Genomic DNA, 17895 nt, shown 5'->3' on the forward strand with positions numbered 1-17895 from the left:
ACGGCACAGGCAGACGCGACGGACCCGGTCCGGGTATCGCGCGGCACCTGGGCGGACAGCGGAAGTGAGGCGGGCGCGATGGCGGTGGACCGGCAGAGCCCACCCGACGACGACTCGACCGGACACGGGCCCGACGAGCCCTACACCTCGCTGCTCGACCTGCCTCTCAGCTCGGACCTGAACCGGATCGGCGAGCAACTGCACGCTCTGGCCCGTGCCCAGAGCACGCTGCAGGAGCTGCTCCAAGCGGTGATGAGCATCACCGGCGAACTGGAGCTGCCCACAGTGCTGCGCCGCATCGTCCGTACGGCGATGGACCTGGTGGGAGCCCGCTACGGCGCCATGGGAGTACTCGACCAGGAAGGCCGGCTCCTGGAGGAATTCATTCCCCTTGGACTCACCTCCAAGGAACTCGCCGGACTGGAGGGGGTGGAGCTGCCCAGAGGCAGAGGTCTGCTGGGACATCTGATCCACCATCCCGAACCGCTGCGGGTCAAGGACATCTCGCGCCACCAGGAGTCGGCGGGCTTCCCGCCCGGGCACCCGCCCATGCGCACCCTGCTCGGCGTCGCCATCAGCGTACGGGGACGGGTCTACGGCAACCTCTATCTCTCCGAACGCAAGGACGGGCAGCCCTTCGACCGCCACGACGAAGGCGTGATCCGCGCCCTCGCCGGTACCGCCGGCGTGGCGATCGAGAACGCCCGCCTCTACCAGCAGGTCCGCAACAGCAGCGAGCAGTTCCAACGGCTGCTCCTGCCCCGCCTGCCCGACCTGCGGCCTTTCACCGCCGGCGCGGCCTACCGACCGGCAAGCGCCCCGGCCGCCGTGGGCGGTGACTGGTACGACGCCATGGTGCTGCCCGGCGGTGCGTGCGCAGCGGTGATCGGCGACGTCGTGGGGCACGACCTGCGGGCCGCCGCCGACATGTCGCAGATCCGCAACATGCTGCGGGCCCTCTACTTCGACCGACACGCTCCGCCCGGCGTCTCCCTCGCCCGGCTCGACCGCATCATGAACGCCGCCCTGGACGAGGCGCCCATCGCCACCGCCCTGCTTGCCCGACTGGAGCCCGTCGATCAAGCCTGGCGGTTGCGCTGGTCCAGCGCCGGGCACCCGCCCCCGCTCGTGCTCCTGCCCGACGGACGGGTCCGCTACCTGGACCACGAACCCGGAATCCCGCTCGGAGTGGCCCCCGACCTCCACCGGCCCGACCACTGCGACGTGCTTCCCACGGACAGCACCGTCGTCCTGTTCACCGACGGCCTGGTGGAGATCCCCGGCCAGCCACTGGACCGGGGGCTGGACTCCCTGGCCGTCACCGTTTCGCGGTTCGCCGGGCTGTCACCCGACGAACTCTGCCGGGCCCTGATCACACACCGCCCGGGCGACGGCCACGACGACAAGGCCGTCATCGCCCTGCGCACTCCGCGCCTGACCGACTAGCCACACCTGACCCGGCCCCATGCACCACGCCGCCACTCCGGTCGGCGTTGTCGCGTACGGCTGACGCGTGGCCGCCGGGGCGGTCGGTGACCGACGGGCCGAGGCCCTCGGCCGGGCCGCCAGGTCCGCCCGCAGGTCCGCCTCCAGGTCCGAGCCGTTCGCGGCCGGGTGGTGGAGACGACGGGACACGCCGCTGCCCCGGCCGCCGAGGGTGAACACGGCCGGCACGCACCCGGCGAGCAGGGCCACGCTCGGCTCCCCGACGACGTCGCAGGCGTGCCGGACGCCGCTGTCCTCGGGCAGGACCACCTCGGCGACCGCGCGGACCGGCATCAGGACGACCGGCAGCGGCGTCAGCGGACGGAGAAACGGACGACCCCCGCCCCCTCCGGCGGCGTCCCGTGCACCGCCAGGGCGACATAGCGCGGGGAACCCGAGTGGGTGAGGCGGCGGACGCGGCCCTTGCCGGTCAGGGCGCCCGCGCGCTGGTACCGGATGCCGTCCCGGCTGAACTCCACGTGCGCGGCGGGGGCGTCCGGGTGCGTCCACTCGGCCTCCACCTCCTCGACGGTGCGCCGGGCGCCGAGGTCCACCACCATGCGGCCGTCGCGGCCGGGCTGCCACGCGGTGTCCCGGCTGCCGTCCACGGCGTTCTCCGGGCTGGTCATCCCGGACGGCAGCGGAGAGGTGGGGAAGGTGACGCGGTCCAGGGCGAGATCGTCGTGCGGGTAGGCGGCCGCGCCGTCCAGCGTGACGTGGGTCTCCCGGCCCGCGCGCACCGTCGCCTCGGTGCGGTGGCCCTGCGCCTCGATCCGTACTCGGCAGGCCGGGCCCGTCAGGTGCAGGTGTGCCCCGTCGGTCACCCGGATCCGCAGACCCGGCGGGAGCGTCGCGGGGGAGAGCGGCGTGAGGGTGAACCGCGGGGGGAGGACGCGGGCCGAGGCGGCGTCCAGGTGTGCCGTGTAGGCCGAGGCGTCCGCCGTGGTCGTCTGCTCGCCTTCGTAGACCGGCAGGTGTGCCGCTGCGCGCGGCACGGTCACCTTGGTGGTGACCCTGGCCGCCGAAAGGTTGAACAGGCTCAGGTAGCCGTCCGTGAGCGCCGCGCCGATCCGGTCGTCCTCGGCCGCGGGAGCCGGACGGGACGCCAGCGCGCGCAACTCGGCGGGGGAGACGCCGCAGTGGCCCTCGACGACCAGCGGTTCCTCCGCTCCGTCCGCCGCCAGGACGATCGTGTCGCCGTACACCGCGAGCGGGCGGGTGCCGCCGCGCACGACCAGTCCGGCGCGGCCGTCGACGTCCAGCCAGCCGCCCGTGCTGCTCACTGCCGGAGCGGGGCCGGTCACCAGGTCGTCCCAGCTCTCGCCGTCCGCCGAACCCTGTACGCGGTAGCGGCGTCCGGCCGCCTCCTCCCAGCGCAGCGTCACCCGGTCGACCGGCTTCGCCGCGCCCAGATCCACCGCCCACCAGCTGTCCGCCCGCCCGCGCTCCTCCTTTGACACGGCCCAGCGGGTCGTCCCGTCGCCGTCCACCGCGAGGCCGGGCTCCCTGCCCGGCGTGTGCGAGGACGCCGTCGCCGAGCCGCCGCGCGCCGCGTCGGCTCCGCCGGCTCCGTCTCGCGCCTCGACGGCGAAGAGCGAGTAGCCGTACTCCGCGTCCGGCCACACTCCCAGCATGCGCAGGTGACGCACGGTCACCCGCGGGAAGGTCAGCTCGTCCGTGCGGCCGGTGGACGGCGACTCGGCGGCGTCCCGGGCGCGGACCGTCGCCGTGCCCTCCGCGAACCGGTACGTGCGGCTGCCGGTCAGGCCCGCCACCCCGGGCATGGTGAGGTTGTGCACCTCAAGGCGCGGACCGTCGCCGGCGACCCGGGAGTCGGCGGCGTGGACCACCGCACCCGAGGGGAGCGTCACGAAGCCGGCGAACCCCGTGGAGCCGTCGCCACCGTCGAGCCGCAGCAGAGTCGCGCTGCCGTCGAAGCCGTCCCGCAGCGACGTGTGCACACGTACCGTCCGGCCGGTGAGCTTCGCGGCGGTCGACGGCAGGAACATCGGCGTGCCGCCGCCGAGCTTGAACAGCCAGTCGTCGTGGCCCGGTTGCCAGGCGAACTTCACGTAGCCCGGCTTGGACACCGCCCCCGCCCAGCCCGCGGGCGACTGGTGGGAGACGAGCCCGGGACCGGCACCGAAGTCGGTGACCCCGGAGGCGTGAGCGAACAGCTCCGCGCCGGTCAGCGGTGTCACCGGGGTGCCGGCGCCCGGCCACACGTGCAGCAGGTAGCTGATGGCCAGTTCGGCGCGCGCCTCCGGCTCGTACTTGGGTTCGCCCGAGAACTTCGCGAGCCGGTACTCCGGCGGATACTTCTGATACGCCTCGAGGCGGGCGGCCAGTTCCAGCTCGGCGCGGGCCGCGGCCCGGTCACCGGCCACCCGGGAGAGGAAGGCCAGCGGGATCACGTCCCTGCCGTAGAGGTGCTCCCGGTCGTCGACCATCGGCATCAGCGGCTCGCCCGCGTCGGACATCACCCCCAGCAGCGTCCGCCACAGCGGTCCCGCGTTCGGCTGCGCCGTCAGCACCTCGGGCAGCGGTCGCCCCGCCGCCAGGAAGTGTGCCGCGTTGCGGCCCGAGGTGCGCCACAGCTCCTCCTGGTAGTGCGGGCCGAACGAGCCGTGGTTCTCCACGATGAAGGTGTCGTACGTGTTGTGCGCGGTGTTGCGGGACACCGGAACCCCGTCCACCCGCGCCGGGTTGGCCAGGTCGGCGGGCGGCAGCCCCGCCTCGTTGCGCGACCAGGTTCCGTACCCGGCGGCCCAGTCGGCGTGCCGCCGGTCGTCCGGCGCCCAGGCCAGCGCGGGGGCCAGGGTCTGCGCGTACAGGCCCATCTCCTCCAGCTTGGTGTCGCCGACGTACCCGCCCTTGAGGCCGTTGGGCGTCCAGTCGCCCGAGTCGGGATCGTCGCCCGTGCCCAGGGAGTGGGTGTAGGCCGCCTGTTCGCGGGTGATGGTGTCGACCGCGGTACGCGTGGCGTCGTCCAACTCGTCCCAGAGGAGGCGCGCGGCGAGGATGAAGTACGACTGGAAGGTGGTGTCGAAGAACAGCTTGCGGCCCCACTGGGAACCGCCGGTCAGCCGGTTGGACGCGGCGTAGTGGCGCAGGGTCGCCAGGGTCCGGGAGCGGAGCGTGGCGCGGTCGATGCCCGCCTCGTCCGCGTCGAAGTCGCCGTGGGTCAGCAGGACGGCGTGGCCGAGGACGACGGCGAAGCCGAAGTCCTTGTCGGTGTAGATGCCCTTGGCCTCGTCCCACTGGCTCTCCGACCAGCGGGTGTGTCGCAGGAGCACGCGGTGGTACGTCGCCGCAACCCCGTCCGCGGCCCGGGGAGCGGCAGGGACGGCTGCCGTGGCCGTGGTGAGCCCGGCCGCCGACGGGAGGACGGCCGCGGTGCCGGTCGCGCCGATGAGCTGCAACAGCCGGCGGCGGCCCAGCCGGAGGGCGGCCGGTGACGGGAGGAACGGGAGGGACGGGGACCCCACGGTGGTCCTCCTTCGGATGAGACAACGTTGTCAGCGCGCGGTCATTCTTGGATCCTCCGGCGAACCCTGTCAATGAGGGTGCACGAGGCACTACCGGGTGCGGTCGCGCCGTCACCCGTGGCACGGCTCGTGACGGACGGTTGGTCGGCGCCCTCCCGGAACTCGTTGACATTCGCTCTCGCCTGCCTTCATGATTCCACTAATCAAGTAGTGGAATGGTGGTGATGATCGTGGAGTTCCGTATCGACAGGCGGAGCGGAGTACCTGCCTTCCAGCAGATCGTGCAGCAGACCAAGCAGGCTCTGCGGCTGGGCGTCCTGGTGCCCGGCGACCGGCTGCCGACCGCCAAGAGCGTCGCCGAGGTCAGCGCGGTCAACCCGAACACCACTCTCAAGGCGTACCGCGAGCTGGAGCGTGAGGGCCTGGTCGAACCGCGGCCGGGCCAGGGCACGTTCGTACGCCGCACGCTGGCCCGCCCCTCGGCGGGCACCGACTCACCGCTGTACGGGGAGTTGGCGGCGTGGGTGTCCCGGGCGGCCGAGGCGGGCCTGGAGAGGGAGGACGTGGCCGCGCTGGTCGCGTCGGCCATGGACAAGCAGTACGCCGCCGGCCCGAAGACGGCGGCCACGACGACTGGGAGCGCTGGTGAGTGACGGTATGCACGCAGGGGAGTCGGCGATCGAGGCGCACGCACTGGGGATGCGCTACCGGCGGGGGTGGGCACTGAAGGACTGTTCCTTCCGGCTCCCGGCGGGACGGATCTGCGGGCTGGTCGGTCCCAACGGGGCGGGCAAGACCACGCTGCTGAGCATCGCGGCCCGCGTCCTGGAGCCGACGCAGGGCACGCTCAGCGTGTTCGGTGCGGCACCGGGTTCGGCGGACTCGGGGCGCACCGCCTTCCTCGCCCAGGACAAGCCGCTGTTCCGCCGGTTCACCGTGGCGGAGACCCTGAGGCTGGGGAGGGAACTGAACCCCGGTTGGGACCAGCGCACCGCCGAGGACGTCGTCCGCGCGGGCGACGTGCCCCTCGACGCGAGGATCGGCAGCCTCTCCGGCGGCCTGCGCAGCCGCGTCGCCCTTGCCCTCGCCCTCGGCAAGCGCCCCGACCTGCTGCTGCTCGACGAACCGATGGCGGACCTCGACCCGGTCGCGCGCCAGGAGGTGATGGGCACCCTCCTCGCCGACACCGCCGAGCGCGGCACCACCCTCCTGATGTCCACCCACGTCCTGGCCGAACTGGAGAACGTCTGCGACTACCTCGTCGTCCTCTCCGGCGGCGAAGTACGCCTCGCCGGTGACGTGGAGGAGCTGCTGTCCGTGCACACCGTCGTCACCGGCGCCAAGGAGGGCGAGGACCTGCCGGCCTCCCTCGCGCAGCATTCCCTCGTCGAATCCCGTGTCAGCGGACGGCAGTTCACCGCCCTGATCCGCTCGGAAGGCCCGGCCGCCGGCCGCTGGGAGACGGACAGCCCGAACCTGGAAGAACTCCTGATCGCCTATCTTCGCTCACCCGGCGCGGCACCCCTGATCACCCCCACCGCTCAGGCCCGCGCGTACGACACCCGGACGGTGGCAGCATGAGCTCTCTCACCAGCACCTCGACGACGACCGGGGCCCGGGCCGCAGGCACCGGCCGACTTCCCCAGCTGTTCAAGGGCATGGCCTGGCTCGTCTGGCGGCAGCACCGGGCGGCCTTCTGGACCGTTCTCGGCGCCTCCGCGCTCGCCGTGGCGTACATCGTCTTCCAGCGGTCCCAGGTGTACATCGGCGGCTACAGCACCACGTCCACAGGACTGCGGCTGGTCCCCATCCTGCTCGGTGTCTTCCTCGGTGCCCCGCTGTTCGCCGGCGACCTGGAGAACGGCACCGCCAGGCTGGTCGCCGCCCAGTCCGTGAGCCGGACCCGCTGGCTGACCACGAAGCTGGCGCTGACCTCAGTGGTGGTCGTGGTGAGCACGGTCGCGCTGTCGGCCGCGTTCGGCTGGTGGTTCGACCTCTACCAGTCCGAGGTCACGGCCGCCGAGTGGATCTTCGAGTACAACTTCAACACCACGGGACCCGTGCCCGTGGCCCTCGCCCTCCTCTCCGTCCTCGGCGGGGCGGCGATCGGCCTGGTGCTGCGCCGCACACTGGCGGCCATGGCGGTCACCCTCGCGTTCACCGTCGCCGTCCAACTCGTCTGGTCCCACTTGCTGCTGTCGCTCGGCAACGTCCTCACGCTCACCACGAGCAAGGGCGTCACGGCCGAGTACCCGGCCCAGGTCCTGCCCACGGGCGCGTACCGGACGGGCGGGGCGTCGTACATCACCGGCGACGGGAAACTCCTCGGCATCGGCACCTGTGCCGACGCGCAGACGGAGCGGGCGACCGAGCTGTGCCTGAGGAAGGCCGATGTCGTGGGCTGGTCGATCGACTACCTGCCGATGTCGCAGATGACCGGCATGCAGTGGTTCGGCGCGTCGATCCTGCTGGCCCTGACGGCAGCCGTCACGGCGTTCCTCTTCCTCTGGGGCGGCAAGCGCCCTGTCTGAGACCCGCCTCCCGCTTCGCGCGTCACTCGGGCAGGTCGAGCATCTGCCCGAGGATGCGTTGCAGGTCGACACGGTCCTGCTCGGTGATCCTGGCCAGCCGGCGGTCGTACTCGGCGGCGAGCGTCGCGAGAGCCCGGTCCCGCGCCGTCACACCGGCATCGCTCAGGACGAGCCGGTGACGACGCAGGTCGGCCTCGTCGATCTCCCGTTCGACCAGGCCCTTGGCGACGAGGTTGCGCACGTAGACCGTCACGCTCGCCCGCGGCAGCAGGAGCGCCGACGCGATCTGCGCCGGGTACGGAGAGTTCTCCACTTCGGCCAGGACGAAGAACTCCTTCGTCTCCAGGCCGAGTGCGGTCAGCTCGGCGGTGCACGCGTCCATCACGACGCCGAGCAGCCGCTGGTTCAGCTTCCACAGCCGTGCTCCGTCGACCGACATGCCGCGCCTCTCCTCACCTGATGGTACCGTTTCGTATTAGTTCCAAACCGTACCAGTTGCTTTTCGTACTGACTGTACGCGGCGACGATCCCACGAAGGGAACCCCGTGCTCCAGCACCTCACGATCCCGCGCGGCCCGATCGAGCTTGCAGCCCATCTCCACCTCCCTGACGCCAGTGACGCTTCCACCGCGCTGCGAGCGGTGGTGCTCTCCACCCCCGGCAGCAGCGTCAAGGAGCAGATCGGGGCCGAGTACGGCTCCCGCCTCGCCGCACGCGGCATCGCCGCTCTCGTCTTCGACCCCGCCCACCAGGGCCGCAGCGGCGGTGAGCCGCGGGATCTGGAGGACCCCTACCGGCGCGGCGAGGACATCTCCTACGCCATCGACGCGCTCACCACGCTCCCCGGCATCGACCCGCACCGCATCGGCGTCCTCGGCATCTGTGCCGGCGGGGGCTACGCCGTCCACACCGCGCGCACCGATCACCGCATCAAGGCCGTGGGCACCGTCGTCCCGGGCAACATGGGCATCTCGTTCCGCGGCTTCCAGTCCGGCAGCCCTGCCGCCGCGCTCGACGCTCTCGCCGATGCGCGGATCGAGGAGGCCCGCACCGGCGAGACGGGCCGGGTGAACTGGCTGCCCGACACGCTGGAGGACGCCGCCGCGGCGGGTCTCACCGACATCGACACCACCGAGGCCGTCACCTACTACCGCACCCCGCGCGGAGGCAGTGAACACTCCACCAACCGCCGCCTGTCCCGCAGCGACTCCCTCCTGCTGGGCTACGACGCCTTCCACCTCGTCGACCAGCTCATGACGCAGCCGCTCCAGGTCGTCCTCGCCGGCCGAATCGGCAACACCGGCTCCTACGACATGGGCATGCGCCTGTGGAAGATGGCACCCAACCCCGCCGACCTGATGGTGATCGACGGAGCCGGCCACTACGAGATGTACGACGTACCGGAGTACGTGGACGCCGCCGTCGCCCGACTGGTTGACTTCTACGCCGACAACCTGTGAAGGTCCCGGCCGGGCACCGGTTCCCGGCCGGCGGCGCCGGAGGGCTGCCGCCACCGCGCCTCCGGTACCCGCGCCTCCACAGCCCGGGAGCCAGCTCGACGGTGTGTCAGCCGAGTGCCCGGATCCCGGTCGCCGGCCTCTCCCGGCCGACCGCCCACGACGCCAGGAGGGCCAGACCGTCCGCGGTCGCCGTGCCGGCGGGCGCGGTGTAGACGTTCAGGAGCAGGCCGGGTTCGGCGGGCATCTCCATGGACTCGACGTCCAGGTCGAGCCGGCCCGCCACCGGATGGTCGACACGCTTGCGTCCGGACCGGTGGAGTCGAACGTCCCGAGACGCCCACCGCTGCCGGAACAGGTGACTGCGTGTGGACAATTCACCGACCAGGGCGATCAGTTCCTCGTCGTGCGGATTGCGGCCGGCTTCCATGCGCAGCTTCGCGGCCACGTCACGGGCGATCCGGTCGTAGTCGACGAAGAATTCCGCTGCCGCATCGGGCTCCAGATACACGAACCGCGCGGTGTTCGCCGGCCGTCGCGTGTCGGCCAGCACCGGCGAAAAGAGTGCGCGGGCGAGTCGGTTCACGGCCAGGACGTCGTAACGGCCGTTGCAGATCCAGGCCGGCGCATCGGTGAGGGCGTCGAGCACCCGCTGCAGCGCCGGACGCACCGTCACGGCGGGTCGCCGGCGGCGTGGACCGCCGGGCCCCCCGGTCCGCCGCGCGAGGTGGAAGAGGTGATCGCGTTCGGCCTCGTCGAGCTGCAGGGCGGAGGCCAACGCGTCGAGCACCCCGTCGGAGGCGCCGCCGAGGCTGCCGCGCTCCATACGCACGTAGTAGTCGACCGACACACCTGCCAGTAGGGCCACCTCTTCGCGGCGCAGACCCTTCACCCGGCGGTTGCCGCCGTACGAGGGCAGTCCGGCCCGGTCGGGCGCGATCCGCGCGCGACGCGAGCTCAGGAACTCCTTGATCTCGGTACGCAGATCCATCATCACCACCCCTTCACCCTAGGCCCTGCCCGCATGCGGAGGGAGGGCCCGTCGGCCGCCGCCACGGCTCGTGCCGACACCCCCTAGGTGCCCGACGCGGTCGTGGCGATGCCGCCGTCGACCGGGATCACGGTGCCCGTGAGGTAGGCCCCGGCCCGGCCGGCGAGGAACACGGCGACACCTGCCATGTCATCGTCGCGGCCGAGCCGGCGCAAGGGGGCCTTCGCCGCGATCGTGTCACCGATGGCGTCGAGCGTGGACGCCATCATCTGCGAAGGGAACGGTCCTGGTGCTACCGCGTTCACCGTCACGTGCTGGGGGCCCCGCTCCCTGGCGAGCACTCTGGTGAGCTGGTGGAGTCCCGCCTTGCTGCTGGCGTACGAGTAGTTGGGCGAGTCGGCGACGTGGAGGGCGGCGATACTGCCGATGTTGATGACCCGCGCGGGATCATCGGCGGTGCCCGCCCTGCGCAGTGCGGGGAGCAGCGCCTGCACCAGCCAGAACGGCGACTTGAGGTTGAGGTCGAGCACTGAGCCCCAGGCCTCGTCCGGGAACGTCTCCAGCGGCTCGCGCCACATCGCTCCCGCGTTGTTGACGAGGATGTCCAGGCGTTCCGAGTCGGCCTTGACGAGATCGGCGAGGCGCCGGCACTCGTCGTACTTGGACAGGTCGGCGGGGAATGCCTGAACGTCGCCGAATTCGGACAGTTGACGCTGTGCCTCCGCGCACGCGTCTGCCTTGCGTGAGCTGATGACGACGCGGGCGCCCGCCTGCAGAAGGCCGCGCGCGATCATCATCCCGATGCCCCTGGTGCCGCCGGTGACAAGCGCGTTCTTCCCCCTCAGGTCGAAAAGGTCCGCGTGAGTGGTGAATTGGCTGTCCGCCATTGGTTCTCGTTTCTTCTGCCGTGAACGCACGGGTCCGTGGAGTGTTGTCGTCGCTTGCGTCCAGGGCGCTCTACTTCCCCTGCGTCTCCGCGAGCCGACCCGCACAGGCTGGCAGCCGTCCCGAAGGCCTGGGAGACCCTGGCTCTACAGGTACTCCGAGACCCCCCTTGCCTGGCCCACGGGCGCTGTGCACCGGCGCTGCACACCCGCTCGGTGCACTGTCGGCGCGCGACGATGCTGCCGGACCGCAAATTAAGGAACGATCGTTCTTGACTGATCGTTCCTCAACTGTCTACTCTGGTGGCCATGGGCAGGCCAAGAGCATTCGAAGAGGACGAAGCGGTGCGTGCCGCTGTGGAGCTGTTCGGTGGACGCGCCTATGACGGTGTGTCCGTCGACGACCTCGTCAGTCACCTCGGCGTGCACCGCAACAGCTTGTACAAGACGTTCGGCAGCAAGCGCGGCCTCTACCTGATCGCTCTGCGCCGTCACCTCGCCGACGACGTCCGCCCCTTGCTCGACGCCCTCGGCGGCGCACCGGATGCCGAGGCCGCGCTGCGACTCGTCACCGCGGCCGACCTCCGCCTGCTCCTGCTCGCGACGGTCGAACGCGCACCGGTCGACGAGGAGGTCGCCTCCGAGGTGACGGCCGCTTTGGCCGCCGTCGACCGGGCGATCGCCGACGCGCTCGGCGTCCCCGCCGACCTGGCCGCGGCCCTCACCGCCACCGCGCTGGGCATTCTGCTGCGCGGCAACACCGACAACGTCGCCACCGCGCTGACCCGGCACCTCGACCCACTTCCCTGAAAAGGAAACCGACATGGCACTGATACGCATCGACGGCGACGACCTCGTCGTCGTGATGGAGGGTTTCGACAAGCTCTGGGCATTCAAGGGCAGCCTGACCATCCCGCTGGCCAACGTCCGCGGCGTGACCGCCGACCCCGGTATCGCCACCGACCCCAAGGGGATCCGCGCGCCGGGCTCCCACGTCCCCGGCGTGATCACCGCCGGCACGTTCCACCAGGATGGCGAAAAGGTCTTCTGGGATGTCAGGGACGCGTCGAAGGCGGTCGTGATCGAACTCGCCGACGAGCGGTACGCACGCCTGGTGCTCCAGGTCGACGACCCCCGCGCGGCTGTGGCCCTGGTCGAAAAGGCCCTCGCATGAAGAGAGGCAAGCCGATGTTCCGACACCTGGCAGCAGCTGTGGTGGCCCTGGCCGCCGTCACCGCCGCCCCGGCCGAGGCGGCACCCGGCCTCGTGCCCGCCGCCGACCGCGAGGTCGTCTTCACGGCCGACGGCACGACCGTGTACGGCACCTTGCACGTCCCCGAACACCGTGCCGGGCAACGGCTGCGGGCGGCACTACTGCTGCCGGGCAGCGGCCCCACCGACCGCGACGGCAACCAACCGCCCGCGTCCTCGCCGGACACCCTGGCGCAGTTGGCCGACGCGCTCGACGGGGAGGCAGTCGCCACGCTGCGGTTCGACAAGTACGGCACCGGCCGCACCGGACTCGGCGCCTACCGGGACCGCCCGGAAGAACTCGACTACCCGGCATTCGTCCGCCAGGCGCGGGCCGCCTACGCGTCGTTGCGCGATCAACCCGAGACCGACCCGCACCGACTGCTGCTCGTCGGGCACAGCGAGGGCGCGATGACGGGCCTGGTGCTCGGCGGCACCGTCCGCCCGCGCCCCGTCGGACTGGCGCTGCTGCAGCCCCAGGCGATCCGCATGCTGGACCTGGTCACGCTCCAACTCAAGGCCCAGGTGGCCGAAGCGACCCGGCAGGGCCGGCTCACCCCGGAGCAGCAACGCACCGTCAACGCGGCCATCGATGCCGCCGTCACCTCCCTGCGTGAACGCCGGCCGGTCGACACCACCGACCTGCCCACCGCGATCGCCCAGCTCTTCGAGGCGTTCCAAGGAACCAACGCCCGGTTCGTGGAAAGCGACGACGCCGTCTACCCACCGGACACCGCCGCCGCACTCCGACCCGGAACCAAGGTGCTTCTGACCTGCGGCACGAACGACGCCCAGGTCCCTTGTGCCACGACGAACGCCCTGACGAACGCCCTGCGGCGCGCGCAGGCAGGCCGGCCGGGCCGGGTGACGCTGCCGGCAGTGGACCATCTGATGCACGACCCCGACCACCCGGACACGCTCGCTCCGTCCGTACTCGACGCCTTGCGCCGGTTGACCCGGCACTGACGCCGGCCGAGGACTCCGCGGCCGCCGGACCGCTGGACGGGCCGGCCGTCTCAGTCGCCCCGAGCGATGAAGTCGACCAGGGCGGCAGCGAGGGCGCCGGGCTGTTCGTCCGGGACGAAGTGTCCCGCGTCCGGCACGACGACCCCTGCGGCGTTGCCGGCCCACGGCCTGAGGGACGACGCCATGTCGGGGATGGAGCCGTGGCTGCTGGAGATGCCGAGGACCGGCAGTGTCAGGTGCTGTCGGTCCAGGGCCGCGTGGTTCCCGCGTGCCGATGCGGCGGCGTCCCGGTAGTAGGCCAAGGATGCGCGAAGTCCGCCGTCGGCGGCGAGGGCGGCGGCGTACTGCTCGATCTCGGCGTCGTCGAAGGCGGCGGGGGAGAGGGCCTTGGCCTTCAGGAACCAGCCGACGTACTCGTGTTCGCGGCCGGTGAGCAGTGTCTCGGGCAGGCCGGGCACGAGGTGGAACGCGAAGTGCCAGGTCTTCCACGCCCGTTCGGGATCGAGTGGGACGGCGTCGGGGAGTGTGATGCCCGGGATGCCCGCGTCGACCAGTGCGACGCCGTGCAGTTGACTCTCGTACTCCAGGGCGAGGGAGAAGGCGACCCAGGCACCGATGTCGTGGGCGGCCAGCCAGTACGACGGGACTCCGAGTGCCCTCACCGCGGCGTGGACGTACGCGGCGACCGTGTGCGTGTCGTAACTGCCGTCCGGGCGTTCCGAGTGGCCCTGGCCCGGCAGGTCGATCGCGACGACGTGGTACCGGTCGGCCAGGGTGGGCATGACCTTCCGCCACGCCCACCAGGTCTGTGGGAACCCGGCGAGCAGAACGACCGCAGGCCCGCCGTTCGACCGGCCGCCCTCCACGGCATGCAGCCGCGTGCCGCCCGCGTCGACCCAGCGGTGGGCGAAGCCGGCCAGGTCGTGCAGGGGCAGGTCCGGGACCGGGTTGCCGGAGAGGCGGGCGGTGATCGCGGGGTCAGGCATGGTCTTCCTCCGTGGACTACGAGAACGGTGAGCAGGACGGGCACCCGAGTGCGGCCATGCGTGGAGCCTAGGCATCTTGAACCATTCAGTTCAAGATAAGGTGACCGCAGACACGCGCCGGAGCGGTACGGAGGTTCGCCATGGCGGGCAGGAAGCAGTTCGACACCGATACGGCACTCGATGCCGCGATGATCCAGTTCTGGCGGGCCGGCTACGCCGACACGTCGGTGGACGACCTCTCCCGGGTGACCGGGCTCAACCGCAGTTCGATCTACTCCTCCTTCGGCGACAAGGACGCGCTCTTCACCCGCTGTCTGGAGCGCTACGCGACGCGTTACGGAGCCGAGTACGAGGCCGCGCTCTCCTGTGCCGGCGAACGCCCCCTCGCAGCGGTGCGGGCCTTCTTCGCGGTCACCCTGGAGCGCGTCGCGGACCCCGGTCTGCCCGACGGATGCCTGGTGGCCCAGTCCGCCATGGCGGCACCGGTGCTCAGTCCGAGCGTCGCCACGCGCGCGCGAGAGGCGGTCGGCTTCCAGCGGGCCCGACTGCACGCCGCGCTGAAGGCCGGCGGGCTGCACGAGGAGACGGCCGGGACCTACGCCGTCCACGTCGCGGCCGTGAACCAGTCCCTCGCCGTCATGAGCAGGGCCGGGGCGGACGCGGAGCAACTGCACGCCGTCGTGGACGTCACCCTCGACGCGCTTGCGCGGGCTCTCGAGATGGGCAACGGGGCCGCACGCGGCCCTCGATGACCCCGAGAGGGCGCCTTCGGCGGGGCCTGAGCGCTCCAGCGTCCGGGTCGGACGCGGTCCCCATGGCTTTCCGTGTACGGGTGCGCCGGCCTGGTGACCGGCAGCGGTCGGGTGTGTACTATGCATTGCATGGTAGCTGGCAAAGCAAGTAACGAGCAGGAAGCCCGCAGCGTGAGCCAGCTGCGCAAGGGAGTACTGGAGTACTGCGTTCTGGCCCTGCTGCGGGACGGGCCCCGCTACGGAGTGGAGCTGCTGGACGTCCTCGCCGGTTCGCCGGTCATGGCGACCAGCCAGGGGACGCTGTACCCGCTGCTGTCCCGCCTGCGCAGGTCCGGTCTGGCGGACACGTTCCTGATGGAGTCCGCCAGCGGTCCGTCTCGCCGGTACTACCAGTTGACCGACCAGGGGCGGCAGGCCCTTGAGGAGTTCGCCGGGCACTGGCCCGGCTTTCGCGATGCCGTCGACCGATTCCTTGTTCCTGGAGCTGAATCATGAGCAACGCCCTCACCCACCCGCTGGTGCGCGCCTACCTGTCCTCGGTCGAGGCGGAGGCGGCGGTGCTGTCCGACGACCGGCGTCGTGATCTGCTGGCGGACCTGCGCGAGCACATCGAGTCCGTGCTGCCGCCGGGCTCCGGCGACGCCGCGGTCCAGGAGGAGCTGGACCGGCTCGGCACGCCCCGGGAGATCGCCGCCGCCGCGATCGCGGACGAGCCCGGCGTGCGCCCGCTGCAGCCGGAGAGCCGGGTGCGCACCGCGGTGACCCTGGCCATGATGGTGCTGTCCGCACCGTTCTGGGTCGTCGGCGTCGGCGTCGTCGTGGCCGTCCTCGCCGCCGTGCGGATCTGGCGCTCCACGGCATGGGCCGGGCAGGACAAGCGGCTGGGCATCATCTGCACGCTCTCGCCCCTGGTGGTGACGCCCGCGGTCGCCGCGCTGCTCGGCGCCGGCGGCCGTCTCGGGGCCTACGAAATCTACGGCGCCTTCCTGATCGCAGCGGTGGCCCCGCTGGCCGGAGCCGTCCGACTGGGACGCGGCGCCGCCCGCCTGCGGCCTCAAGCAGCCTGAGAGGACGGGGCGTTCACCTCGGTCCGTCTCTCCCGCGGCTCGAAAGTCGTCCCCCGACTACGCGATCTACGACTACGACAGTCCCGGGGAGTTGGACGCCGAGTTGCGCGGAATCGGCGACCTCCGGCTCGTGCCCGGTGTGTCCCTGCCGTCCACACCGCCCGACGACGAGATGCTCGACCGGCACCCCCACGCGGAGACACTGCGGGACGTCTGGTCCGACCAGACCGACGGCGGCGGAGACTGGCAACTCGGCGGGCACGACGCGAACTTCGACGACTACGGCGACCCGGTGGCCGGCTCCGCCCACCCGGAGGACGACGACCACGACCGCGACTCGCACCCCGACGGCTGGGCGCTGCTCGCGCAGTGGTGCGGGTTTCCCGGGGGGATCGTGTTCTGGACCATCAGGCGCCAGGATCTCGCGGAACGCCGCTTCGACCGGGTCGAAGTCCAGATGCACGCCAACCCCTGAACCCGGCGGGCGTCCGCCGGCTTCAGGGGCAGTGGCCGGGCGTGCGGCGCGGACACCCGGCCTCGGCTCGGGGACCCGGCACGTCGTCCGGGCCCCCGGGGCGGGTCAGGTCACTGCGGTGATCGAGCGGCCCGCCCAGTCCGGAGCCGGTTCGGTCAGCTCCGTGAAGCGGTCCCGGACCGCGTCGGGGAACCCGGTCGCCCGGCCCACCCGCTGGTCGACATGGACCGCGAGCAGTTCCGTCGTCGCGACCGGCGCCGCCTCGGGCGCCGGCTCCGACTCCGGGTCGGGCACCACGTACATCTCGTGCGCGAAGCGCGCCTTGCGCGCCGCCGCTCCCCACACGCGCGTGCGGATGACCAGGTGGGCGCCCTCGGGCACGTCCTGGAGGTAGCGGAGGTGGGACTCGACCGTGTAGAGGGAGCAGCCCGTGGACTCGCGGTAGCCGGAGTCCAGGCCCGTCTCGATCATCAGCGCGTCCGTGGCGTGGCCGAAGACGAGGACGTAGAAGGCCTCGCTCATGTGGCCGTTGTAGTCGATCCACTCAGGGCGGACCGTGCCGCGGAACAGCGGGAGCCGCTTCATCGGGAGTCCCCCTCGCGGTCCAGGCGGCCGGTGGCGCGCAGCACCTCCACGACGCCCCGGTCGCGTTCGGCCACCAGGTCGGCGATGGAGCGGCCGTCCGCCGCCTCGTCGCAGCCCGCCACCACCGCGTCGTACAACTGCTTGTCCAGCTCCGGCGCTTCGAGGCGCGTCCACGGCGACTTCAGGGACGGGCCGAAGTGGTCCAGCATGTGCGCCATGCCGCCCTCGCCGCCCGCGAGCGCGAACGTCAGCATCGGCCCCATCACCGCCCAGCGCAGCCCGGGACCCTCGGTGATGGACAGGTCGATGTCCCGGACCGTCGCCTCGCCGTTCGCGACCATGTGCAGCGCCTCGCGCCACAGGGCCTCCTGGAGGCGGTTCGCGATGAAGCCCGGAACCTCGTTGTCCATCGCGATGACGGACTTGCCCGCGATCTCGTAGAAGCGGGAGGCCCAGGCGACCGCCGACGCGTCGGTGTGCTCGCCGCCGACGACCTCGACCAGCGGGACGAGGTAGGGCGGGTTGAACGGATGGCCGACGACCAGGCGCGACGGGTCGGCGGCCGCCGTCTGCATGTCGGTCATGGGATAGCCGGAAGTCGAGGAGGCGATGACGACGCCGGCGGGTGTCGCGGCGTCCAGGCGGGCCAGCAGCTCACGCTTCAGATCGAGCTTCTCGGGCGCGCTCTCCTGAACGAAATCCGCCTCGGACACCGCCTGTTCCAGGGTGTCGGTCACGGTGAGCCGGTCGGGCGACGCGCCGTCGGCCAGGCCGAGCGAGATGAGCGTCGGCCACGCGGCGTCGACCAGGCGGCGCACTTTCCGCCCGGCGTCGGGCGCCGGGTCCCAGGCCGTCACGTCATAGCCGCGCGCCAGGAAGTGGGCGACCCAGCCGCCGCCGATGACTCCGGCGCCGACGCAGGCGACGCGGCGGACGTTCTCGGGTGAGGTCATGAGAGGGATCCTTCGTCGTCGAGG

At 71.7% G+C, this 17895-nt stretch carries 20 protein-coding genes; 12 read left to right on the top strand and 8 right to left on the bottom strand.

Annotated features, from left to right (window positions below; all coding sequences use genetic code 11):
- Positions 1 to 78 precede the first annotated feature (78 nt).
- Positions 79 to 1446 carry a GAF domain-containing SpoIIE family protein phosphatase gene (locus IG94_RS0131450; protein WP_078892496.1) on the top strand — a complete coding sequence of 456 codons (1368 nt, stop codon included), beginning with the start codon at positions 79 to 81 and terminating at the stop codon, positions 1444 to 1446.
- On the opposite strand, the gene IG94_RS44405 is transcribed toward IG94_RS0131450, so the two are convergent.
- The gene (locus tag IG94_RS44405) at positions 1345 to 1803 is read right to left on the bottom strand and encodes a GntT/GntP/DsdX family permease (protein WP_397936398.1); all 459 of its coding nucleotides are present in this window, start codon (positions 1801 to 1803) and stop codon (positions 1345 to 1347) included. The genes IG94_RS0131450 and IG94_RS44405 overlap by 102 nt on opposite strands.
- Positions 1800 to 4973, bottom strand: coding sequence for a discoidin domain-containing protein (locus IG94_RS0131455; protein ID WP_043485111.1), 3174 nt, complete (start codon positions 4971 to 4973; stop codon positions 1800 to 1802). Before IG94_RS0131455 ends, IG94_RS44405 begins: the two co-directional genes overlap by 4 nt.
- A gap of 215 nt (positions 4974 to 5188) precedes the next feature.
- On the opposite strand from IG94_RS0131455, the gene IG94_RS0131460 reads away from it, so the two are divergent.
- From IG94_RS0131460 to IG94_RS0131470, 3 genes are read left to right on the top strand one after another with little or no spacing between them, the layout of a single operon-like run.
- Positions 5189 to 5626, top strand: a complete 438-nt coding sequence (locus IG94_RS0131460; RefSeq protein ID WP_031045058.1) for a GntR family transcriptional regulator — start codon at positions 5189 to 5191, stop codon at positions 5624 to 5626.
- Entirely contained in the window at positions 5619 to 6554 is a 936-nt protein-coding gene (locus tag IG94_RS0131465; RefSeq protein WP_031045060.1) for an ABC transporter ATP-binding protein, read from the top strand. The genes IG94_RS0131460 and IG94_RS0131465 overlap by 8 nt, the downstream gene beginning before the upstream one ends.
- Positions 6551 to 7504, top strand: a complete 954-nt coding sequence (locus IG94_RS0131470) for an ABC transporter (protein ID WP_031045063.1) — start codon at positions 6551 to 6553, stop codon at positions 7502 to 7504. The genes IG94_RS0131465 and IG94_RS0131470 overlap by 4 nt, the downstream gene beginning before the upstream one ends.
- Before the next feature lie 22 nt (positions 7505 to 7526).
- On the opposite strand, the gene IG94_RS0131475 is transcribed toward IG94_RS0131470, so the two are convergent.
- Positions 7527 to 7943, bottom strand: a complete 417-nt coding sequence (locus IG94_RS0131475; RefSeq protein WP_031045065.1) for a MarR family winged helix-turn-helix transcriptional regulator — start codon at positions 7941 to 7943, stop codon at positions 7527 to 7529.
- A gap of 106 nt (positions 7944 to 8049) precedes the next feature.
- On the opposite strand from IG94_RS0131475, the gene IG94_RS0131480 reads away from it, so the two are divergent.
- A complete protein-coding gene (locus IG94_RS0131480; RefSeq protein ID WP_031045067.1) occupies positions 8050 to 8964 on the top strand; it encodes an alpha/beta hydrolase in 915 nt (304 codons plus the stop codon).
- A 106-nt stretch (positions 8965 to 9070) separates the two neighbouring features.
- On the opposite strand, the gene IG94_RS0131485 is transcribed toward IG94_RS0131480, so the two are convergent.
- Both IG94_RS0131485 and IG94_RS0131490 read right to left on the bottom strand, forming a co-directional pair.
- Positions 9071 to 9952 carry a helix-turn-helix transcriptional regulator gene (locus IG94_RS0131485; RefSeq protein ID WP_211269704.1) on the bottom strand — a complete coding sequence of 294 codons (882 nt, stop codon included), beginning with the start codon at positions 9950 to 9952 and terminating at the stop codon, positions 9071 to 9073.
- A gap of 83 nt (positions 9953 to 10035) precedes the next feature.
- Positions 10036 to 10839, bottom strand: coding sequence for an SDR family oxidoreductase (locus tag IG94_RS0131490; RefSeq protein ID WP_031045073.1), 804 nt, complete (start codon positions 10837 to 10839; stop codon positions 10036 to 10038).
- 306 nt (positions 10840 to 11145) lie between these two features.
- Between IG94_RS0131490 and IG94_RS0131495 the strand changes: the two genes are divergently transcribed.
- Genes IG94_RS0131495 through IG94_RS0131505 form a run of 3 tightly spaced genes read left to right on the top strand, consistent with a single transcriptional unit; the run spans position 11146 to position 13053 of the window.
- The gene (locus tag IG94_RS0131495) at positions 11146 to 11646 is read left to right on the top strand and encodes a TetR/AcrR family transcriptional regulator (protein WP_031045077.1); all 501 of its coding nucleotides are present in this window, start codon (positions 11146 to 11148) and stop codon (positions 11644 to 11646) included.
- Between the two features lie 13 nt (positions 11647 to 11659).
- Complete coding sequence (locus IG94_RS0131500; protein WP_031045082.1) at positions 11660 to 12010, top strand: hypothetical protein; 351 nt, start codon at positions 11660 to 11662, stop codon at positions 12008 to 12010.
- Between the two features lie 14 nt (positions 12011 to 12024).
- Entirely contained in the window at positions 12025 to 13053 is a 1029-nt protein-coding gene (locus IG94_RS0131505) for an alpha/beta hydrolase family protein (RefSeq protein WP_031045084.1), read from the top strand.
- A 50-nt stretch (positions 13054 to 13103) separates the two neighbouring features.
- On the opposite strand, the gene IG94_RS0131510 is transcribed toward IG94_RS0131505, so the two are convergent.
- Complete coding sequence (locus tag IG94_RS0131510; protein ID WP_031045086.1) at positions 13104 to 14039, bottom strand: alpha/beta fold hydrolase; 936 nt, start codon at positions 14037 to 14039, stop codon at positions 13104 to 13106.
- Between the two features lie 140 nt (positions 14040 to 14179).
- On the opposite strand from IG94_RS0131510, the gene IG94_RS0131515 reads away from it, so the two are divergent.
- The 4 genes from IG94_RS0131515 to IG94_RS0131530 all read left to right on the top strand — a co-directional run bounded on the left by IG94_RS0131515 (position 14180) and on the right by IG94_RS0131530 (position 16333).
- Positions 14180 to 14791 carry a TetR/AcrR family transcriptional regulator gene (locus tag IG94_RS0131515; protein ID WP_031045089.1) on the top strand — a complete coding sequence of 204 codons (612 nt, stop codon included), beginning with the start codon at positions 14180 to 14182 and terminating at the stop codon, positions 14789 to 14791.
- Positions 14792 to 14920: 129 nt separating this feature from the next.
- Positions 14921 to 15286 carry a PadR family transcriptional regulator gene (locus IG94_RS0131520; protein ID WP_031045092.1) on the top strand — a complete coding sequence of 122 codons (366 nt, stop codon included), beginning with the start codon at positions 14921 to 14923 and terminating at the stop codon, positions 15284 to 15286.
- Positions 15283 to 15858, top strand: coding sequence for an HAAS signaling domain-containing protein (locus IG94_RS39775; RefSeq protein WP_052410950.1), 576 nt, complete (start codon positions 15283 to 15285; stop codon positions 15856 to 15858). The genes IG94_RS0131520 and IG94_RS39775 overlap by 4 nt, the downstream gene beginning before the upstream one ends.
- A gap of 91 nt (positions 15859 to 15949) precedes the next feature.
- Positions 15950 to 16333: a YwqG family protein gene (locus IG94_RS0131530; protein WP_031045099.1), complete on the top strand. Its 384-nt coding sequence runs from the start codon at positions 15950 to 15952 to the stop codon at positions 16331 to 16333.
- Positions 16334 to 16438: 105 nt separating this feature from the next.
- Here the strand turns inward: IG94_RS0131530 and IG94_RS0131535 are convergent, their stop codons facing one another.
- Together IG94_RS0131535 and IG94_RS0131540 are read right to left on the bottom strand one after the other, a co-directional pair.
- Positions 16439 to 16918, bottom strand: a complete 480-nt coding sequence (locus tag IG94_RS0131535) for a thioesterase family protein (RefSeq protein ID WP_031045101.1) — start codon at positions 16916 to 16918, stop codon at positions 16439 to 16441.
- The gene (locus IG94_RS0131540; protein WP_031045103.1) at positions 16915 to 17871 is read right to left on the bottom strand and encodes a 3-hydroxyacyl-CoA dehydrogenase NAD-binding domain-containing protein; all 957 of its coding nucleotides are present in this window, start codon (positions 17869 to 17871) and stop codon (positions 16915 to 16917) included. Before IG94_RS0131540 ends, IG94_RS0131535 begins: the two co-directional genes overlap by 4 nt.
- Positions 17872 to 17895 lie beyond the last annotated feature (24 nt).

The organism is Streptomyces olivaceus (genome assembly GCF_000721235.1).
GTDB classification, from domain to species: Bacteria; Actinomycetota; Actinomycetes; order Streptomycetales; family Streptomycetaceae; genus Streptomyces; species Streptomyces olivaceus.